This is a genomic window from Bacillus sp. OTU2372, from assembly GCF_038440275.1.
In the GTDB taxonomy this organism is placed as follows: domain Bacteria; phylum Bacillota; class Bacilli; order Bacillales; family Cytobacillaceae; genus Neobacillus; species Neobacillus bataviensis_B.
Map to the genome: position 1 here is coordinate 102757 of NZ_JASATK010000010.1, position 19248 is coordinate 122004.

The following is a 19248-nucleotide window of genomic DNA, read 5'->3' on the forward strand; positions in this document are numbered from 1 at the left end:
TAAAAGGAGTTCAAATGGCTAAATTTGCGTTAATTAGTTGCTCAAAAGTAAAAAAGGACTACCCGTGTCCTGCAAAAGAAATGTATATGGAATCCCAATTATTTAGAAAAGCAATCCATTATATAGAAAAACAAGATTTTAATGATTGGTACATTTTATCAGCAAAGTATGGGTTATTAAATAAGGAAACCTTCATTGAGCCCTATGATGTAACTTTAAATAATATGAATGCTGGTGAAAGAAAAGAATTGACTGAAAACGTTTATAAACAAATACTAAAGCTAGAGCCACTTCAATTATATTTTTATGCTGGAAAGAAATATCGAGAGTATCTAATCCCTCTTTTAGAAAAGAAAGGGATTCAATGTTATGTTCCACTTGAAGGTTTGGGAATAGGGGAACAACTAAGTTTTTATAAAGTCAATTGAGTAAATATTTACAAATTCGAGATTCAGGCACTTTCAATTCACATGCGAATATTAATAAAAGTTGAAGTATTAGTTATCGTATTTTGTATGTATCCATCTGAAATTCTTTTTTTTAAAAAAAAGCACATTTTTTCATCGGTAATAATAAAAAACATTCTACCGTCAAAAAATGTGCGTTTTTATGTGTTTAAGCAGAAATCCAATCTTTTTTCTAATCGGGTATTATAGACTTCTAATAGCTTTTGCCTCGATTTTGCGAATTCGCTCCCAAGTCACTCCATATTTTTTACCGACTGCCTCAAGTGTTTTTTGTCGGTCAACCTTAAAACCAAATCAATCAATAAGCACATCTTTTTCTCTTTCTCTTAAGCAATCCATAGCGATATATAGTTTATCGTATCGATCAATGTTTTCAATAGATAAATATGGATCCTGATAATCAGACATAGCCATTCCTAAAAGTTCGACATGATCATTGGATATAAACTCAAGTAGTTCCATATCACCGTCTTCCTCCGAAATGACACCATTCAAGGATTTCATTTGAAAGTGGTTGTTTTCAATAAGCTTTAACTGTTCATATTGTATCTAGGGTGATGTTTAATGCCTCACAAACAAAATCTTTATTCATTTTATTTTCATTACTAATGGCTTGTCTTTCTATAATGCTATGGTGTCTTTGAATAGAATCTAAAACCATAAAAGCACCTCATTCTTAACTAAAGAATACCAAATAGTGATAGAATATTCTGTAAACAGTTAGATAATTCAAAAATAATAGAAAAGAGGATGTTTAAAAAGTGCTTCTAAAAAATAATACAACCGATTTCCCTTTCGAATCACAAATTGAATGGTGGAAAGCGATAGTTTATTCAATTAATGATGGTGTTTTAGTAATCGATCATGAAGGGATCGTTAGGCTTATTAACCCGGAGTATACACAAATAACAGGAGTAACTCGGGATATTATTGGAAAGCCTTTGAAGGAATATCGTCCTGGTGCCAAATTAACTGAAACATTGATAGACCAAAAATGCCGAGTAGGAGTTTACAGAAAAACAGAGGACAGGGAATATATTGTGGATATGGCCCCTATCATAGTAAATAATCAAATAATAGGGGCTGTATCTGTTTGTAAAAGCCTGACAGAAGTCCATAAACTCTCTCAAGAATTAAAGAAAAAAGGGGAAAAATTAGAGCAACTTGAAAAAAGAATGAATTCTCTTTATGAAGCAAAATACACATTTGAAGACATTATCGGAAAAAATAGAGGATTAAAAGAAGTCGTTTATGTTGCAGAAAGGGTGTCTGAATCAGATTTGCCCATTCTCGTTACAGGGGAGAGTGGTACTGGAAAAGAACTGTTTGCGCAGGCGATACATAATAAAAGTAACAGATTTAGCCGGGCTTTTATCCCCGTCAATTGTGCCGCAATTCCATCATCTCTTTTAGAAAGTGAACTATTTGGTTACGGAGAAGGTGCTTTTACCAATGCTAAAAAAGGTGGTAAAATAGGACTCTTCGAAATGGCAAATAACGGAACCATCTTCCTTGATGAAATTGGAGACATGTCATATGACCTTCAGGCTAAACTATTAAGGGTTTTACAAGAAAAGAAAATTCGAAGAATAGGTGAAACGAGTGAAAGGAATATTGATGTAAGAATCATTGCTGCAACACACCGTGATTTAGAGCAGCTTGTCAAAAAGAACCGTTTTCGTGAGGACTTATTTTACAGATTAAATGTGATAAGTCTTCATATACCTCCTCTTCGTGATAGAAAAGAAGATATTCCAGACATTGTCCAATTTCTGCTTAAATCAACGGAAATCAATTTGTTACAGAACAAGTTCCCTGCCAGTTATTCCATTGAAAATCAAACCATGAATTTTTTGCAGAGGTATGAATGGCCTGGGAATGTCCGTGAATTAAAGAATGTTATGGATTATGCTACCTGTATGGCGGAGGGAACAGTCATAAAGATCGATCATCTTCCCGAGATTATTACGAAAAAGAATGTCCCATTCATCGAATCAGGTGAATCTCCGATAAACCAAACTTTACAAGAAGCAATGGTGGCAGCTGAAAGAAACTTTATTCAGTATACGATCAAAAGATTTGGTCATGATATTGAAGAAAAGAAAAAAGCTGCCAACGTGCTAGGAATATCACTAGCTACTTTATATAATAAACTTAAACGCCACCAACTAAATTTCTAAACTATTAGAATCATGCCATTTTCTTTTCTAAATAATTAGAAATGGAGCAACCCTTCAATTATAGTGAAAGGCAAGGAGAAAAATAAAGCTTTGTTCTAAATAGTTAGAAATACAATTAAGAAATGGGAAATTAGAGAGAGTGCATATCTTGAACGCGCTTTCTTTTTTGTTTGTGTAAAATCTTAATAAATCAAGCAATTTTATCATATGATCGCTTAATTCAAGTTTAATAAAGCAAAATAAAACGAATTTGGCATAGTACTTGCAAGTAATTATGATAGGTTAACCATATTTTGAAAAGGGGGATAGGTGTTTAATCTTTCATAGCGGTTTAAATCAAAGGGGGGGTAGAATGTTAGCACTTTTAGGCTATTTAACCATTGGGGTATTTCTTTTTTTAATTATGACAAAACGTCTTTCCGTTATTATTTCGCTCGTTCTTATGCCGATTGTTTTTGGACTTATTAGTGGAGCCGGAGCTAAGTTAGGACCCATGATGCTTGATGGGATTCAAAAGGTTGCACCAACGGGAATTATGGTCGGTTTTGCGGTTTTGTATTTTGGGTTAATGATGGATGCTGGTTTATTTAATCCCATCATCTCTTGTATGATTCGCATTGTTAAAGGAGATCCTCTAAAAGTTGTCATAGGTACAGCCATCGTAACGATGCTTGTTGCGTTGGATGGTGAAGGGGCATCCACCTTTATGATTACCATCTCAGCATTCCTTCCTCTTTATAAAAGACTGGGGATGAATCCGCTTGTACTGTCGGGTGTTGTTGCTTTAGGAGCTGGTGTCATGAATATCGCACCGTGGGGAGGACCAACTGCAAGGGCGATGACAGTCCTTCATACGGACTCAGTTGAATTGTTTAACCCCGTTCTCCCAGCCATGCTTGGAGGGATCGTATGGGTATTATTCTCAGCATTTTGGCTTGGAAAAAAGGAGAGGGCACGACTTGGAATTATTGATGTAAAGAATCTATATGGTGATGTTATGTCGGAACAAGCAGCTGCTATTGAAGGAAAAAGACCACAAATGTTTTGGTTCAATGCGTTATTAACCCTATTACTGCTTATCGCACTTGTCATGGCATGGCTGCCAATGCCTGTGTTATTTATTGTTGCATTTGTGATTGCTTTGCTTGTGAATTACCCAAAACTACGTGATCAACAAGAGCGACTAACTAATCATGCAGGTAATGTTGTAATGGTATCCACCATGATTTTTGCAGCCGGTATTTTTACAGGCATTCTTACAGGAACTAAGATGATTGACGCCATGGCCTCATCCTTCGTTTCCATTATTCCTGCACAGCATGCAGAGCTTTTACCTATTCTTGTTGCTATTACAAGTATGCCTCTTAGTCTAGTGTTTACTCCAGATGCTTATTATTTTGGTGTCCTTCCAATTATAAGTGAAACGGCTTTAAATTTTGGAATGGACTCCATTGAGGTAGGGCGTGCAGCAATTCTCGGTCAAATGACAACAGGCTTTCCTTTAAGTCCGCTGACAGCCTCAACTTTTATACTGGTTGGATTATCAGGTGTAGATTTAGGCGAACATCAGCGTTTTATTTTTAAATGGGCTTTTGCAACAACCATTGTCATGACCATTATTGCATTAGCAACAGGAGCTATATCAATTTGAGGTGATAAGAAATGATTAGAATTGGATCAGGAGCAGGATTTTCAGGCGATCGACTAGAACCCGCCGTAGTATTAGCGGAAAAAGGACAGTTAGATTATCTGGTATTGGAATGTCTGGCTGAACGAACCATTGCATTGGCGCAAAAAAGAAAACTCTCAAATCCAAGTTTGGGATATGACCCATTATTAGAAAAGAGAATGGCACTTCTCTTACCGATCATCAGTAAAAACAAGGTTCGACTTATAACCAATATGGGGGCGGCTAACCCTGTTGGTGCTGCAGAAATGGTAGTTAAGATGGCTAAAAGTCTAGGAATCTCCTTAAAGGTTGCAGCCGTTACGGGTGATGACGTACTGACTCACATCCAAGGTCATGATCAAACATTGGAGACAAATACCGATCTTTCCAACTACCAGCCGTATATCTCTGCAAATGCCTACTTGGGAGTAGAGGCTCTATTACCTGCGCTGGCATCTGGAGCTGATATTATCATTACTGGACGAGTCGCCGATCCCTCACTCTTTGTTGCTCCTATGGTTTATCATTTTGGCTGGTCTCTAGATGATACGAATCGGATAGCGCAAGGAACTGCTATCGGTCATTTGTTGGAATGCGGGGGTCAGATTTGTGGGGGGTATTTTGCAGACCCTGGGAAAAAGGATATCCCAGATTTGGCATTTTTAGGATTTCCCTATGCAGATGTGTCACAAGATGGAAGCGCTATAATAAGCAAAATAGAGGGAACGGGAGGAATCATTTCTTTAGCAACAGCGAAGGAACAGCTTTTGTACGAAGTAACGAATCCAAATGAATACATTACTCCAGATGTCGTGGCTGATTTCACAACCGTTCATTTAAAAGAAATTAGACCGAATCAAATTGCTGTTTCAGGATGTACCGGAAAAAAGAAACCTGAGAAACTGAAGGTAAGTGTGGGCTACCATGCCGGCTTTATTGGGGAGGGAGAAATTTCCTATGCGGGGTCAAATGCGTTAGGAAGGGCAAAGCTCGCAGGAGAAATCATCCACGAACGACTGAAGGATGATTTTACTGAACTTCGACTCGATTATATCGGCAGTTCTTCGGTTCATCGAACATGTTTTGGTCAGAAGGAGTCCCCATATGAGGTTCGTTTGCGAGTTGCGGGTAGAGCCGAGACCAAGGAGAAGGCGTTAAGAATTGGTGACGAAGTAGAGGCACTTTATACAAATGGACCAGCTGGTGGCGGTGGAGCCCGAAAGTATACAAATGAAATCATTGGTATTGTGTCAACCTTATTACCAAGAGAAAAAGTTAAACCGTCAATGGTTATTAGGGAGAGTATAATAAGTGAAGAAAAAATTATATGAATTAGCTCATAGTCGTGCTGGTGATAAAGGAAATACGCTAATCGTATCGATTATTCCCTATAATGAAGAGGATTACCCATTATTGTGTGAAAGAATAACTTCCGAAAAAGTAAAAGACCATTTAAAAGATGTAGTGGAAGGGACTGTTATTCGTTATGAGGTTCCCAATATTGCAGCACTCCAATTTGTATGTCAGCAAGCCCTTCTTGGAGGGGTGACGACTTCATTGAGCACCGATACTCATGGGAAAAGCTTGAGCTATGCATTGTTGGAGATGGAGATAGATTGGTAGATATAAACGCGAACAAGGGAGGAAACAAAATCATATGTTAAAAAAATTAACCAATCTCATGGTACTAACCTTTCTTATTTTACCTGCATTCACCGTAACAGCCTTTGCTAAAAATGATGAAAATAAAGGAATTGTCGCTCCCCCGATCTCCTCATTACCGGAAGGGGCTTATTACAAGGAGCAAACCGTCATCCTAAGTTCTTCGACACCAGGTGTAACTATTTACTATACACTTGATGGAAGTACACCTACAAAGAGTAGTATCTTATACACTACCCCCTTTCAAATACAAGAAGATACGACTATTAAAGCCATTGCCATAAGAGGGGATGCCAGTAGTAGCGCTTTAACAACTAGTAAGGGGAATATTACTAGTGAAATAGCTACTTTCACTTACACTTTTGAAACTAGAGAATCCATTGCTTCGAAATTTTTAAGCTTCACCTACGACTCTATGCCATATCGACTCTATGTACCTGAAGGCTACGATTCACATAAGGTTTATCCTCTTGTTTTATTTTTACATGGTGGAGGAGAACGGGGTAATGATAATATAAAGCAGTTAACAGCTAATGATGGGGCAGTTATCTGGGCGGCACCTGAAAATCAAGCAAAACATCCTGCTTTTGTGTTGGCCCCTCAAGCACGAAATGTACCGGATGGAGGATTTACGGTCACACGAGATTCTAATAACATAGTTAATTTAAGCCGAGTTTTTGAGTTTTCAACCGATTTACAAAAGGCTTACGAAATCCTCCAACATGTGAGACAGAACTATCATATTGATTCTAATCGTTTATATTCCACAGGCTTATCCCAAGGGGGATTTGGTACATTTAATTTAAATATCGCTTACCCTAATCTATTTGCTGCAATGGTTCCTATAGCAGGCGGGGCTGATCCAGATAAGGTATATGTACTAGCAAAAAAACCGATCTGGGCCTTTCATGCAGAGGATGACCAAGTCATTCCTGTTTCCTTTTCACGAAATGCTATAGTGGCGATTAAAAATGCTGGAGGAACCCCTATTTATACTGAATACCCAGCTGAGATGAAGTATAACCATGGATCATGGGTACCTGCTTATGAGAATAAAGAGATGATTGAATGGGTATTTAAACAAGTTAAATCTTCAAATTAATTTTAAATATTATTAACAATATGGCAAGTTTGTTTGTTCTATTAGGAGGAAAATTGGCAGACAAATTTGGTCATAAGCCAATTCTAGTAATCTACTTTTTGATCGCGAGTGTATTGCTTTACTCGCTTAGCTTTAAATGGGATATTGCAGTTCTCTCCATCTTGGTCTTTATCATCGGTGGCATGATCATCAATGCGAATCAATCCTTATTATATGCCTATGTAGGAGTGAACTACCCGCTTAACTTCCGTTCGACAGCAACTTGGGGAAATGTTGGATTTGGGCGGCTTGGAGGAGCTTTTGGACCAACTATCATGGGAATTCTCTTAACCGCTCATGCTTCTGTTACTGTAAATCCCTAGTATTCGCCTTACCTGCTCTTGTGGCGGGACTCGTGGTCCTGTTGACAAAGAATATGGCCCATTCGTCAAATAAAGCCAGTATGAATATAGCTTATATAATTAAAAACGCGTAATAATAAATCTAACGGGTTGTCCCTATGGGAGATGTATAGTGAAACGTATCATTCCCAACACGCAAACAAGCATCGGTTTTTAGCACCGATGCTTTTTGCGTTTAGTAAAAAAAGAGATGTTAATTTTACAACATCTCATTTACTTTTCATTAATTGTTATTTTTAGACTCTAATTTATATATAGATATTCTGAAAGGAAGCTTTAGTTATAGAGTGGGGGATTGTTGCCGCATCTCATGATCTTTTGTAAAAAGCAGGCTAATCCAATATGATAGTGTGTAAGAATAATATTAATAGGCGATCCCTACACGTGATTTTATATACTCGCTTGTTTTTATCTGTTTAAAAGTAAATTCAGCTGTATCCGGTACCGATATTTTAGCTCCATCCTCCGGCAAAAAATTTCGGTCTATTCGATATTTGCCTACCTTTTCTCCATCCGGTAAGTACGTAGGACAGACAATCGTCCATTCGAGGGTTGATTGTTTGAGCATATCGTAAACTTTATGATGTTCTTTCGCTGCACGGGTTGACCTCTGCCTTGATTCATTTGATTGATAACGCAGAGAATTTGGCATCGTTCTACTTTGAAGAATACCCGCCGTTCCTATCGTTATGATACGTTTTATACCTTCGTTTTCCATTGCATCGATTATAAGTGGCATACTTTCTGATAGAGTGGTTGTGCCATCCGTATTTAGTGCACTAATCACAACATCATTCCCACGCATAGCATGTACGATATCACCTTTATTTAAAACATTCCCTTGAATAATGGTTAAATTTTCATTAATTATTTGAACCTTCTCTGGAGTACGTACTAATACCGTAACATGATGTCTGTCATGAAGGGCATAAGTCACTAGTTGACTCCCAACTCGTCCCGTTGCACCTAAAATTAAAATATTCATATGAAAAAGTCTCCTTTTGTCGTTATTGTATTTTACTATAAAAGTTATTGTATTGTCTTGTTCAACGAAGAGGGCAGCATTCCTGTAAGGAAGGAAACTTTTTCCTGTTTCTATCGTATAAAGGATAACATAATGATGTTTTGGGAGGTGTATAGATGGATTACGGATAATGGAGTATAGCTCTTTTACTTTAGTCGCACTTAGTAAGATTGAAGGGAGACGTACCCTCATGCACAGGATAAAACTTATGTTTAAAGTGTTTCTAAATGAACCTTTGTGGTTCAAAATACTAATTTCTATAACTTTCCTTGCTTCCATTGTTTTAAGCAGTTCATTTTTTTCAAATCATGCTTATTTACGTAGTTGTTCCAAATTCGCAGCGGCTATCTTCTTTTGTGCTTACGCTATTAAATTTAAGAGGAATTTTAAAACGGCATTACTCTTTTATGCTTGTTCTGTAGTATGTATTTTCCTATCCCTTAGGTTATTATTCTAGTTTTAGGATAGAAAAGATGAAGATTAATAGACTTTCTATAACGGGGGCTATTGTTCAATAAGTGCCAGCCGTTTCCCTTGTCCGATAGGATGGTTTAGTTGAATAAAAACCCCAGCTTCTGAATAATACAATAGAAGGAATCCAATTAAACGGGAGTGTTGTACCTTGAGGATACTGGTCACTGGTTCAACAGGACAACTAGGTTCAACTTTGCTTAAGCAACTAAACGGTTCTGATTATGAAGTTAAACTAACTTCAAGAAGAAAACCTGAAGGAATTGAACATATCGAGTGGGTTTATAGCGATTTATTGACTGGTGAAGGCATAGAAGAAGCAATAAAAGATGTGAATGTAATCATTCACGCAGCAACAAGTCCGATTATAAATTCAAAAATAGTGGAGGTTTCAGGTTTTAAGGAGTTTTTAGGGAAAATTCAACATATAAAACATTTTATTTATCCGTCCATTGTTGGAATCGATGAAATACCTTTTAAATATTATCAGCAAAAATATGAAGCAGAAAATTTGTTAAAAAATAGTTCGATCCCTCATACCATTGTCCGTGCCACCCAGTTCCACCATTTTGTAGAAAATATATTTATATCCAAACCCCTGTTTAAAAGATATATTGTCCCGGGAAACGTTAAATTTCAAAGTGTGGATGTTAGTGAATTTGCCAATCATCTTATCGATTTAGTGGAAAAAGAACCACAAGGAAGAGCGGATGATTTTGCTGGGCCAGATATTATAACTTTAAGTGAAATGGCTGAACTGAAAATCAACATAAATAATGAACCAAATAAAGTTTTAAGCATTTCTTTACCAGGAAAACTGTACAAATCTTTCTCTGATGGGAAAAATACTAATCCTATACGAAAAATGGGGAACATTACATTCGAGGAATATCTACTTAATAAGATGGTTTAAAGATATTTTAAGGGGAGGTTATATGGGAGGTGTAGGCATGGCCTTATCTGAAAATGACAATAAGCTCGATGATACCAGAAAACCAGCAACATCTAAGACTAGTTGGGTCAATAAGATTTTTTATAAGGAAATTGATTGGGGAAATTTAAAAAGGGAGCAAGCGTTAGTAAAGGAAAATCTCTTGGAAAATGTTCCTTTGCCAGTTATTCAAGGAAAACCTACTAGTTTTCCTGTTTGGGATTTAAGGAAATATGCTTTCTTGTTAAATGAACAAACTCCTGATACGGTTCATCCAAAGCTATGGGAACATGCCAAATTAAACCTTCATACAGGATTATATAGAATCACAGACAATATTTATCAGATAAGAGGATTTGACATCGCCAATATTAGCTTTATCAAGGGGAGGTCGGGGTGGATTGTCATTGATTGTTTAACTAGTAAGGAAACCGCACAAGCTGCCATCCAATTAATGCAGTCGTATGCAGGTGATTTTTCAATCAGTGCGATTATTATAACCCATTCACATGCGGATCATTACGGCGGAATTTCAGGAATATTAGAAAACGTAAGCGTAGAATCCGTAAAGGTGTATGCTCCAGAGGGTTTTATGAGGGCCGTGATTGAAGAGAATATTACTGCAGGGGTCGCTATGAATAGACGTGGTATATTTATGTTCGGGCTGCACCTCCCAACTGATGCTAAAGGACAGATAGATGATGGTCTCGGTAAAACGATATCCACTGGAAAAGTGACGTTAAGTGGTACTATCGAAGAAATTTCTCCAGCTAGTCCATTACCCTATGTAGAAAAGATTATTGATGGGGTTACTTTACAATTTCAACTTACTCCAGATACAGAAGCTCCTGCAGAAATGAATATTTATATTCCAAGTGAAAAGTCCTTATGTATTGCAGAAAACGCCTCCGTAACGATGCATAATTTATATACATTAAGAGGTGCACAAGTTCGTGATCCTGTGGCTTGGGCATTCTATTTACAAATAGCTATTGATCTATTTGGTAATGAGGTAAGCAGTATATTTGGTGCACATAACTGGGCACGTTTTGGTCGTACAACATGTATCCAATACTTAGAAAAACAAAGAGATGTATATCAATATATCCATGATCAAACGTTGCGTTTGATTAATCAGGGGTTTACTTTGGAAGAGGTTGGAAAAATGGTGAAGCTGCCCAGGAGCCTAAGTGACGAATGGTATAACAGTTCATTTTACGGAACAGCCAATCATAATTCTAAGGCGGTCTATCAAAGATACATGGGTTGGTATAATGGAAATCCAATCGATTTAAATAAGCTCCTCCCAGAGGAATCTGCTAGAAAATACGTGGAATATATGGGAGGAGAGGAAGAGATTCTTGAAAAAGCAAAAAAATCTTATCAGAATGGTGAATATCAATGGACAGCAGAAGTACTAAAACATGTGATTTATTCTAATCCTAACCATGAGGAAGCGAAGTTGCTATGTGCCGATGCACTAGAACAATTAGGGTATGTTGCAGAATCAGGGCCATGGAGAAATGAGTATTTGATGGGCGCACAAGAGCTGCGCTTTGGCAAAAGACTTATTCCGATATCGACAAGAACAAAAGAGGTTTTCGATGCAATACCTCTCCAAAGTGTTTTGAATCTATTAAGCATTCGGATTGATGGTCAGTTAGCAGGAGATTTTGATTACAGAATAAACTTTGTGATTCCTGACCGTAATGAAAGGGCGTCAACGGAAATAAAACGTGGAATTTTCAGATATTTGAAGGATGATCTTTTCACAGGTGCAGAGGTAACGGTCACAATGTGGAAAGAAACATTATACAATCTAGTATCAACTAATAATCATACCAATCATTCAGTTATTATTATCCAAGGAGATAAACAGATATGGCACTCTTTCTTGGGAGTCATAGATAAAATAGACCCTAATTTTAATATTATGACGCCGAGGGATTCAAAGGCGGAAGTATAAAGTGCGCAGGTTCTCAATTATGAGTCCTGTATATTTTTTTTCTTCTAAGAAATACTAACATATCAATACCAATTGAACCCAGGTGATGAAAATGACCGGTAACAAAGACACTTCAAGTGTTCTAGGTAACAATATAAATGCCATAAAGAAGATCTTGGGGGAGAGTTCTGATTTACAAATAAGGAACATTACCTTGAAGGGTCAAGATAAGAAAGCAGCCATGTTGTTCATTGATGGGATTGTAGACTCGGATGGGATTCAGGAGTACATAATTGAACCATTATTAACATATCAAATTCCCTTTTTTCAATCAGATGAAGAACTGCTTTCGTTTATGGAAACAGCGGTTATTCAAACAAAAAATATGACACGAGTAGAAAATATAAATCTTGCTTCAGTTGAGTTACTTACTGGAAAAACGCTGCTCATAGTGGATAAATGCAGCACTTTCCTTTCAACAGATACTACTAAATGGAACGGTCGCAGTATAGAAAGTGCTAAAGGACAGCGTGTTGCAAAAGGTCCTGACCAAGGTTTCAATGAAAATAGGAGTACTAACATCTCTCTTGTCCGAAAAATAATAAAAAATACGAATGTCAGAGTCACGACCAAACAATATGGAACCAATACCCATACAGATATATCTGTGATGTATTTGGAAAACGTGGTGGATAAACAAGTGCTTCAAACCATCTATGACCGCCTTGACCGCCTTCATTTGGATGCTGTGCTGGAAGCAAATTATATCGAGTCGGTGCTTACGAAGGAGTCTATGTCTTTTTTTCCGCTCATGCTCAATACAGATAGACCTGATGTAGTCGCTGCAGAAATACTGGAAGGCAAAATCGCCATCTTTGTAGACGGTTCTCCATATGTACTGATTGCTCCTGCTGTGTTTATTCAATTTTTCCAAACACCTGAGGACTATTATTTTAGTAATACAGGTTTCATTAATACAAGATTAATTCGTTTTTGTTTATATTTCATCTCATTGTATCTTCCAAGTATTTATGTAGCTTTTATGACCTACCATGCAAACCTTTTGCCAGTGAAACTGTTAGTGGGATTTGTTTCACAGCGGGAGTTGGTGCCATTTCCAACATCGTTAGAAGTAACTATATTAATTTTTGTAATTATAGCCATAAACGAAAGTTCCACAAGGTTACAGCAAAACATTGCCGTAACCATTTCCATATTTGGAGGAATCATTTTAGGGCAGTCCGCCATTGAAGCACAATTAGTTGCACCTGCCAGTTTGGTGATTGTGAGCCTTACCTATATTTTATTAAGTGTTATTCCAATTTACCAATTGCGCATAACAGGAGCAAATATCATTCTTTGCTTTGTTGTTGCAGGTGCGGCCCTCGGCTTATATGGTATTGCTCTCTTGTCACTATTATTATTGGTTCATATATGCTCATTGCGAAGCTTTGGAGTGCCCTATTTATCTCCTTTTGCTCCTTTCGTTGCTCATGATCTAAAAGACAGTGCGATTCAGATATCACTTGTGGAAATGACAAATGATGAGTCTCATTTTATGTCAGAAGAAACGATGGAAGAGACAAATGAAAAGTAATAACAAGGTAAAGCGCAAGCATATGAAGTCAAATATAAATATAGTTTTAGCAATTGGAATCATCCTTTCTATAATAGTAAGCAAACAGGTTCAGGACACGTTGTTAAATAAACTTAGTGTGGTTTCCGCGATCGGGATTGATAAAAGTAAGTTTGGGTATATTGCCAGCCTGCAAATATATAATCCTGCCTCCAATAGCAAAGAAGGAGCATCAGAAACCGGTGCTTATACATACAGTGCAAAGGGAAGAACCATCCCAGAAGCAATGGAGCGTATTGAAAATAAATTAGCACGGCCGATATTCTTAGATAATACGGAGGTAGCAGTAATAGGGGAAGAATTAGCCAAATCTGAAGGCATTTCTTCTATTTCCGATTACTTTATGCGAGAATCCAATTTACCTGCCAATATCAGGTTTGTTATATCCAAGGGAGTATCAGCGAATAAACTGCTTCAGATCTTTACCCCTGTACAAAAAATTTCCGGAAGCAGATTGGAAGAAATGCTAATACGGAAACGACTTTCTTGGGGGAAGTTGTCAGATGTAACCTCTAATCATATAAGGGAAAAGGCGGTTCAGAATCGAACGGAATTGACCATTCCTTATATCAGGATGAATGGTTCTTTTTCTAAAGGAACATCGAAGCAAAATATTGAAAAGGCTACTCCGGAGACAATTCTATCAATAGATGGATTAGCTGTTTTTCAGGATCAAAAACTCTCGTATTTTCTTTCTTCAGATGAAAGTAATTTATATGCTTTAATTCATGCCAAAATAAAAAAAACCTCCATTATAACAAAATGCCAACGACAAAAAGGATATGTAACCTGGAAGGAGGTAAGAAGTAAGCCAGTTATTCGAATAAATGACAAAAAGGGGATTCCTACCTTTTCTCTCATGCTTCAATTAACAGGTAAGCTTTCTGATGTTTCGTGTAAGATCGACACTTCCAACACGAAAAACATTGCTTCCTTACAACATGAGGCAGAACACGACCTTCAACAACAGATTAATCAGTTGATAGCCAAAACGCAAAATAAAAAAACCGATATAAATGGTTTCGGTGAAGTCATGTATAGGAAACAGCCAAATAGATGGAACAGGAGCAAAAAAGATTGGAATTCCATCTATTCTACGGTAAAAGTTCAGACAGATGTAAGGGTAAAAGTTTTAGATGTGGGAGACATTTCATCGTAAGGGCAATTAAGCTTGACACGGAAAGGAAGAGATAGATGAATGGTCAAAATAGCATCGATAGAATTATTCGCCTTAATGGTCAACTTTTTGCTCGGAAGTGCGATCGTCGTTGGCTGGAATTTTAATACAAAACAAGATATTTGGATCACAAATTTTTTATCATTGGCTATTGGGATAGGATTATTTTATCTCTATATGCTTCTTCATTCTTTTGGAAAATGGAGTAACTTAATTGAAATTTTAGAATTAGGATTTGGAAAATGGCTGTCTAGAATAGTGGGAATCATGTATGGTCTTTACTTTTTATATATTGCAGGGAGAGTGTTAAAGGATTTCTCTTTCTTCATAGGTTCAGTGCTTTTTAACAATGTCTCTTTTTGGATTATTTCATTTACTTTTTTGTTTGTGGTGTCCTATTGTTGTTATCTTGGTATTGAAGCGATAGCAAGAAGTTCTTTACTACTATTTGCTTTTACTGGTGTGATAATTTTCGTACTCATTATATTAGGATTTATTTCTCCCTATTTTGAAATTAGCCGTCTAACACCCGTTTTCAGAACAAGCTGGAAGCAGGTAATGTCTGCTGTTTTCCCAACTGGATTAACTTTTCCATATGGTGAACTCATCGTATTTACCATGTTATTTCCGTATGTAGACGATAGAAAGGGCTTACGAAGATACGGCTGTATTTCGATTTGTATCACTGGTGTGCTTCTTTTTTTAGCAGGTGAGATGATACTCGGTTTGTTAGGTTCAGAAACGGTTACTTCTTATATCTTTCCCTTTGTAAAGGCGTTGGAGCTAACCAGCTTATTAGAGACTTTACCACATTTAGAGGTTTTGGCGGTCATTATCAATTTAATAGGGGGATTTATTAAAATTTCGGTGTTTATGTACAGTGGTCTCATGATCTTTGAAAATTCGTTTCCAAAGATCAAACGAAATCGACTACTAGTGACTTCGTCAGCCATAACGTTACTATCGACATTTATTTTGTCTAAAAATATCATTCAACACTTGTTTATTGGATTAAAAATTGTTCCGCTTTATATGCATATTCCCTTTCAACTTCTAATACCTGCAATCTTAGTCTTCATTTTAGCTATAAAAAAATATATAGCCTGAAACATGGGGATGGTTCTCTTGTCTTTTTCTTGGGATTTTTCGTAAATGATTACTTGAGCTTGATGAGGGTACATTTAATTTATGATTTGTTGGATGTCAAAAGGGAAAGTATTTTCAGCATGCTTTTGAATTCAGTATAGATACCCGCATTTTGTTGGCGGTACCCCGTTAACCAATGTCTAAGCCAAGGGTTTAACATGATTAAATAAAGAAAAAAAGAAACACGCTGAAATCTCAGTGTGATTCTTAATGACTATGTGACATGGTCCTTCTTCTAATACCAATATGATTAATACTGTAAACCCATAATGCATTTAGCAGTAATAAAGCACTTGTAGTGAAGAACACATAATGTATGCCAAAGAATGCTGCCATTTGCCCGCCTAATACAGATCCTCCCAGAGTACCAATATACTGTGCAGATTGATTATACCCGAAAACACGACCAACAATTTCATCTGGTGCACTTTTTCGGACAAGGTTGTTAATGGATGGCAATAATCCAGCTGTGGCAAGTCCTAGACAGAAGCGCAGTCCCATGAGTTCCCATGGTGTTTTTACAAATGCTTGAGGAATAAAGATAATTCCTGCAACAATAAGTGCTCCGATCAATATTTTTCTTGAACCAATCCGGTCAGCAAGCTTACCTAAACGTGGAGCTGCGATCACATTGGCTAAACCGGCAGCAGCCACCACCATTCCCGCTATCATAGATAAATGGCTTGCATGTGGTGATAATTCTTTTACATAAACAGTAATTAATGGCTGAATGGACATATTGGCAATTTGTAAAATAAATGTGCTAGCAAACAATGAAATTAGCAATCTCGTATCAGGAACTAGCTTCCAAACTTGGTTAAAGGCTAATGGTGTTTTATGAACTGGCGTAAATTCTTCTTTTATTAAAAATAGAACGGCAAAGAAGGCGATTAACAATAACAGGCTTGTTACAACAAAACAGCTTCGAATTCCAGAGAATTCTGTAATAAATCCCCCCATTAAAGGACCTAGAAGTCCGCCACTGACGGAGCCTGTTGAAAGTGTACCGAGTGCCCAGCCTGAATTTTTCTTCGGTGTTTGTGTTGCAACTAATGTAACCGATGCTGAAATGTAACCGGAAACGGCACCCATTAACATCCGTAATGCGAGCAATTCATAAACGTTTTGTACAAATGCCATCATAAAAACGACAATGGCCATTCCGAGGCTTGCACGGAGTAACATTAGTTTTCTGCCCTTTTTATCTGCAAGTCTTCCCCATATAGGCGAAACAATGGCTGAGATTAAAAAGGTTGAACCAAAAATCAATCCAGACCATTTTTCAATATCTGAAGTTGCGTGTACTCCTAGCTGTTCTATATATAAAGGGAGCATAGGGGATATTTGACTCATCCCAGCGGCCGTCACAAAAGAACCGAACCAACAAACAAATAAATTTCTTTTCCAATTCTCCATATAAACACCTTTCTTATTAGTTAGAATTTATTTCGACTTCCAAAATAATTTATATCGTTAATCATACTCCAAATAATTGATAACGACTAATATATATATTACTATTTGCTTATAGGTTTAGGATTATCAATAGAGGTGGACAAATGGATTTCTTACAATTAAGGTATTTTCAAACCGTTGCCGATTTTGAACATATGACAAGGGCTGCCAAAGAGCTTACGATTGCACAACCATCACTAAGCCAAACCATTTCTCGTTTAGAGGAAGAGCTGGGTTTTTCCCTTTTTGATCGAGAGGGAAGGAATATTAAACTAAATCAATTTGGGAAAATTTTTTTAAAAGGAGTAGATAAGGCTTTTTCTGAATTAGAATCTGCCAAGCTTGAGATGGCGGAACTAGCAGGAGAGAGCAGGAATCAAATTTCACTTTCGGTCATGCATATCCCATTATTGCCGAATATTATTAGTCAATTTCGTAAGACATATCCATTCGTCAATTTTCAAGTAAGTATGCATTCTCCTTTGCGACTTGTGGAACAATTGGAAAAAGGGGAAATCGATTTATGTGTTACTTACTTTCCTATTGAGAAAGAAGGAATCAGCTGGATTAATCTTATGGAAGATGAAGTATTCATCGTAGTCCCAGATACCCATCATTTGGCTAGGAGAGATAGCATTCAGTTAAAGGAAGTGGCAGATGAACAATTTATACACAGAGAGCCGACAAATCCCTTCAGGATGCTAACAGATGGTTTTTGTGAAAAAGCAGGATTCACACCGAAAATCGCCTTTGAACTCGAAGAACCGGGATCCATTCATCACTATGTAGAGGAGGGATTGGGTGTATCCTTTTTAACCGAGCATACCCTTCGCTATTCACACTATGAAAAAATAGTTCCATTGCATATTGAACAGCCTGTCTGTACAAGAACGATAGGAATGGCATGGAAAACGGAGCGGTATACTTCAAAGGTCGTTCAGGAATTCCGGGAATTTATGATTGGGTATTTTAAGGAATTAAGCTAAATGAAGCATGGGTATTAAACACTGTAACTCCTTATTCTAATCAATCATATATATTGAAAAAAAGGTAAAACGACTTTACACTAATGTTATAGTAAAAACATGAATTTGAAAGGAGGGGTTAAAATGGAGGCGATTACTAACTTTGAAACATTTGATCAAGTCATTTCGCGAACTCAACCAGTTATCGTTAAGTTTTTTGCTGGTTGGTGCCCGGATTGCACGCGGATGAACATGTTCATTGATGAAGTGATTAAGGATTATCCTCAATATGAATGGTACGAAATCAATCGTGACGATTTTCCTGAGTTATCTGAAAAATATTCTGTCATGGGCATCCCAAGTTTGCTTATATTCCAAAACGGAGAAAAACTTGCTCATTTACATAGTGCGAATGCCAAATCTCCAGAACAAGTTAGAGAGTTTTTGGACGAACAGAATCAAAAATAACATTGATACGACCAGAAATCTCTGGTCGTTTTTTGTATTTTATTATGGTTTGATCGGATAGAGGTAAACATATACTTCTTGTTGACTATGGCCGAGATAATCAGAAGGAAAAACATAATTAATAGCATATTAATCAACAAACTGACCATACATATTATTGTTCATATAAAAATTACAGTCCTAATAACCAACCTTCCTTGTTTGTATATTAAAAAATAAATTGGAAAAGAGTCAAAAGGAGTTAATTGGTCGCACAGATAAATTAGAAAAAGGTCAAGAAGAATTTATTTCAGGTCATAAGCAATTAACGATTCAAATGGAAAATGTTGAGAAGGGTCAGCAAGAGATAAAAGATATTGTTAAACACACATTTGATGTTAATTCAGATGTAGAACTTTGAATCTGAAAAGTTTGGACACTCCCACGACGTCCTCTTCATCTTCTTTACTCTTTTTCTTTATATTCTTCATCATAAACAGTTTCTACTTGTTGGTCTGACTCTGAATTAAAATCCAAGCCTATTCACCTCTAGTATTTTTTAAAAATCAT

Annotated in this window: 18 protein-coding genes and 1 pseudogene; 15 read left to right on the forward strand and 4 right to left on the reverse strand. The window is 36.9% G+C overall.

Going from position 1 to position 19248, the window contains the following annotated elements; translation table 11 throughout:
- Nucleotides 1-14 precede the first annotated feature (14 nt).
- Nucleotides 15-428 carry a DUF6884 domain-containing protein gene (locus AAHB15_RS16955; RefSeq protein ID WP_342042868.1) on the forward strand — a complete coding sequence of 138 codons (414 nt, stop codon included), beginning with the start codon at nt 15-17 and terminating at the stop codon, nt 426-428.
- Between the two features lie 222 nt (nt 429-650).
- Here AAHB15_RS16955 and AAHB15_RS30225 read toward each other — a convergent pair.
- Together AAHB15_RS30225 and AAHB15_RS16960 are read right to left on the reverse strand one after the other, a co-directional pair.
- Nucleotides 651-734 (reverse strand): annotated as a pseudogene (locus AAHB15_RS30225) (sigma factor-like helix-turn-helix DNA-binding protein); the annotation flags it as partial.
- A 27-nt stretch (nt 735-761) separates the two neighbouring features.
- Nucleotides 762-929, reverse strand: a complete 168-nt coding sequence (locus AAHB15_RS16960) for a hypothetical protein (RefSeq protein ID WP_342042869.1) — start codon at nt 927-929, stop codon at nt 762-764.
- 299 nt (nt 930-1228) lie between these two features.
- Here AAHB15_RS16960 and AAHB15_RS16965 point away from each other — a divergent pair, with 299 nt between their 5' ends.
- The 6 genes from AAHB15_RS16965 to AAHB15_RS16990 all read left to right on the forward strand — a co-directional run bounded on the left by AAHB15_RS16965 (nt 1229) and on the right by AAHB15_RS16990 (nt 7442).
- The gene (locus AAHB15_RS16965) at nt 1229-2647 is read left to right on the forward strand and encodes a sigma-54 interaction domain-containing protein (RefSeq protein ID WP_342042870.1); all 1419 of its coding nucleotides are present in this window, start codon (nt 1229-1231) and stop codon (nt 2645-2647) included.
- A gap of 352 nt (nt 2648-2999) precedes the next feature.
- On the forward strand, nt 3000-4298 hold the full coding sequence (locus tag AAHB15_RS16970) for a CitMHS family transporter (protein WP_342042871.1): 1299 nt from the start codon (nt 3000-3002) through the stop codon (nt 4296-4298).
- Between the two features lie 11 nt (nt 4299-4309).
- The gene (locus AAHB15_RS16975) at nt 4310-5647 is read left to right on the forward strand and encodes an acyclic terpene utilization AtuA family protein (RefSeq protein ID WP_342042872.1); all 1338 of its coding nucleotides are present in this window, start codon (nt 4310-4312) and stop codon (nt 5645-5647) included.
- On the forward strand, nt 5628-5939 hold the full coding sequence (locus AAHB15_RS16980; RefSeq protein WP_342042873.1) for an AtuA-related protein: 312 nt from the start codon (nt 5628-5630) through the stop codon (nt 5937-5939). Before AAHB15_RS16975 ends, AAHB15_RS16980 begins: the two co-directional genes overlap by 20 nt.
- Nucleotides 5940-5973: 34 nt before the next feature.
- Complete coding sequence (locus tag AAHB15_RS16985; RefSeq protein ID WP_342042874.1) at nt 5974-7080, forward strand: chitobiase/beta-hexosaminidase C-terminal domain-containing protein; 1107 nt, start codon at nt 5974-5976, stop codon at nt 7078-7080.
- A gap of 20 nt (nt 7081-7100) precedes the next feature.
- Nucleotides 7101-7442, forward strand: a complete 342-nt coding sequence (locus AAHB15_RS16990; protein WP_342042875.1) for an MFS transporter — start codon at nt 7101-7103, stop codon at nt 7440-7442.
- Between the two features lie 403 nt (nt 7443-7845).
- On the opposite strand, the gene AAHB15_RS16995 is transcribed toward AAHB15_RS16990, so the two are convergent.
- A complete protein-coding gene (locus tag AAHB15_RS16995; protein ID WP_342042876.1) occupies nt 7846-8466 on the reverse strand; it encodes an NAD(P)-dependent oxidoreductase in 621 nt (206 codons plus the stop codon).
- Nucleotides 8467-9127: 661 nt separating this feature from the next.
- Here AAHB15_RS16995 and AAHB15_RS17000 point away from each other — a divergent pair.
- The 5 genes from AAHB15_RS17000 (at nt 9128) to AAHB15_RS17020 (ending at nt 15772) form a co-directional block, all read left to right on the forward strand.
- The gene (locus AAHB15_RS17000) at nt 9128-9889 is read left to right on the forward strand and encodes an SDR family oxidoreductase (protein WP_342042877.1); all 762 of its coding nucleotides are present in this window, start codon (nt 9128-9130) and stop codon (nt 9887-9889) included.
- 37 nt (nt 9890-9926) lie between these two features.
- Complete coding sequence (locus AAHB15_RS17005; RefSeq protein WP_342042878.1) at nt 9927-11873, forward strand: alkyl/aryl-sulfatase; 1947 nt, start codon at nt 9927-9929, stop codon at nt 11871-11873.
- Between the two features lie 91 nt (nt 11874-11964).
- Entirely contained in the window at nt 11965-13449 is a 1485-nt protein-coding gene (locus tag AAHB15_RS17010) for a spore germination protein (protein WP_342042879.1), read from the forward strand.
- A complete protein-coding gene (locus AAHB15_RS17015) occupies nt 13439-14647 on the forward strand; it encodes a Ger(x)C family spore germination protein (RefSeq protein ID WP_342042880.1) in 1209 nt (402 codons plus the stop codon). Before AAHB15_RS17010 ends, AAHB15_RS17015 begins: the two co-directional genes overlap by 11 nt.
- Nucleotides 14648-14686: 39 nt before the next feature.
- The gene (locus tag AAHB15_RS17020; protein WP_342042881.1) at nt 14687-15772 is read left to right on the forward strand and encodes a GerAB/ArcD/ProY family transporter; all 1086 of its coding nucleotides are present in this window, start codon (nt 14687-14689) and stop codon (nt 15770-15772) included.
- A 246-nt stretch (nt 15773-16018) separates the two neighbouring features.
- On the opposite strand, the gene AAHB15_RS17025 is transcribed toward AAHB15_RS17020, so the two are convergent.
- A complete protein-coding gene (locus AAHB15_RS17025; protein WP_144567043.1) occupies nt 16019-17227 on the reverse strand; it encodes a multidrug efflux MFS transporter in 1209 nt (402 codons plus the stop codon).
- Between the two features lie 143 nt (nt 17228-17370).
- Here AAHB15_RS17025 and AAHB15_RS17030 point away from each other — a divergent pair, with 143 nt between their 5' ends.
- From AAHB15_RS17030 to AAHB15_RS17040, 3 genes are all read left to right on the forward strand, one after another.
- The gene (locus AAHB15_RS17030; RefSeq protein WP_342042882.1) at nt 17371-18252 is read left to right on the forward strand and encodes a LysR family transcriptional regulator; all 882 of its coding nucleotides are present in this window, start codon (nt 17371-17373) and stop codon (nt 18250-18252) included.
- A 123-nt stretch (nt 18253-18375) separates the two neighbouring features.
- Nucleotides 18376-18699, forward strand: coding sequence for a thioredoxin family protein (locus AAHB15_RS17035; protein WP_144567041.1), 324 nt, complete (start codon nt 18376-18378; stop codon nt 18697-18699).
- Nucleotides 18700-18919: 220 nt separating this feature from the next.
- Nucleotides 18920-19099: a hypothetical protein gene (locus AAHB15_RS17040; RefSeq protein ID WP_342042883.1), complete on the forward strand. Its 180-nt coding sequence runs from the start codon at nt 18920-18922 to the stop codon at nt 19097-19099.
- Nucleotides 19100-19248: the final 149 nt, after the last annotated feature.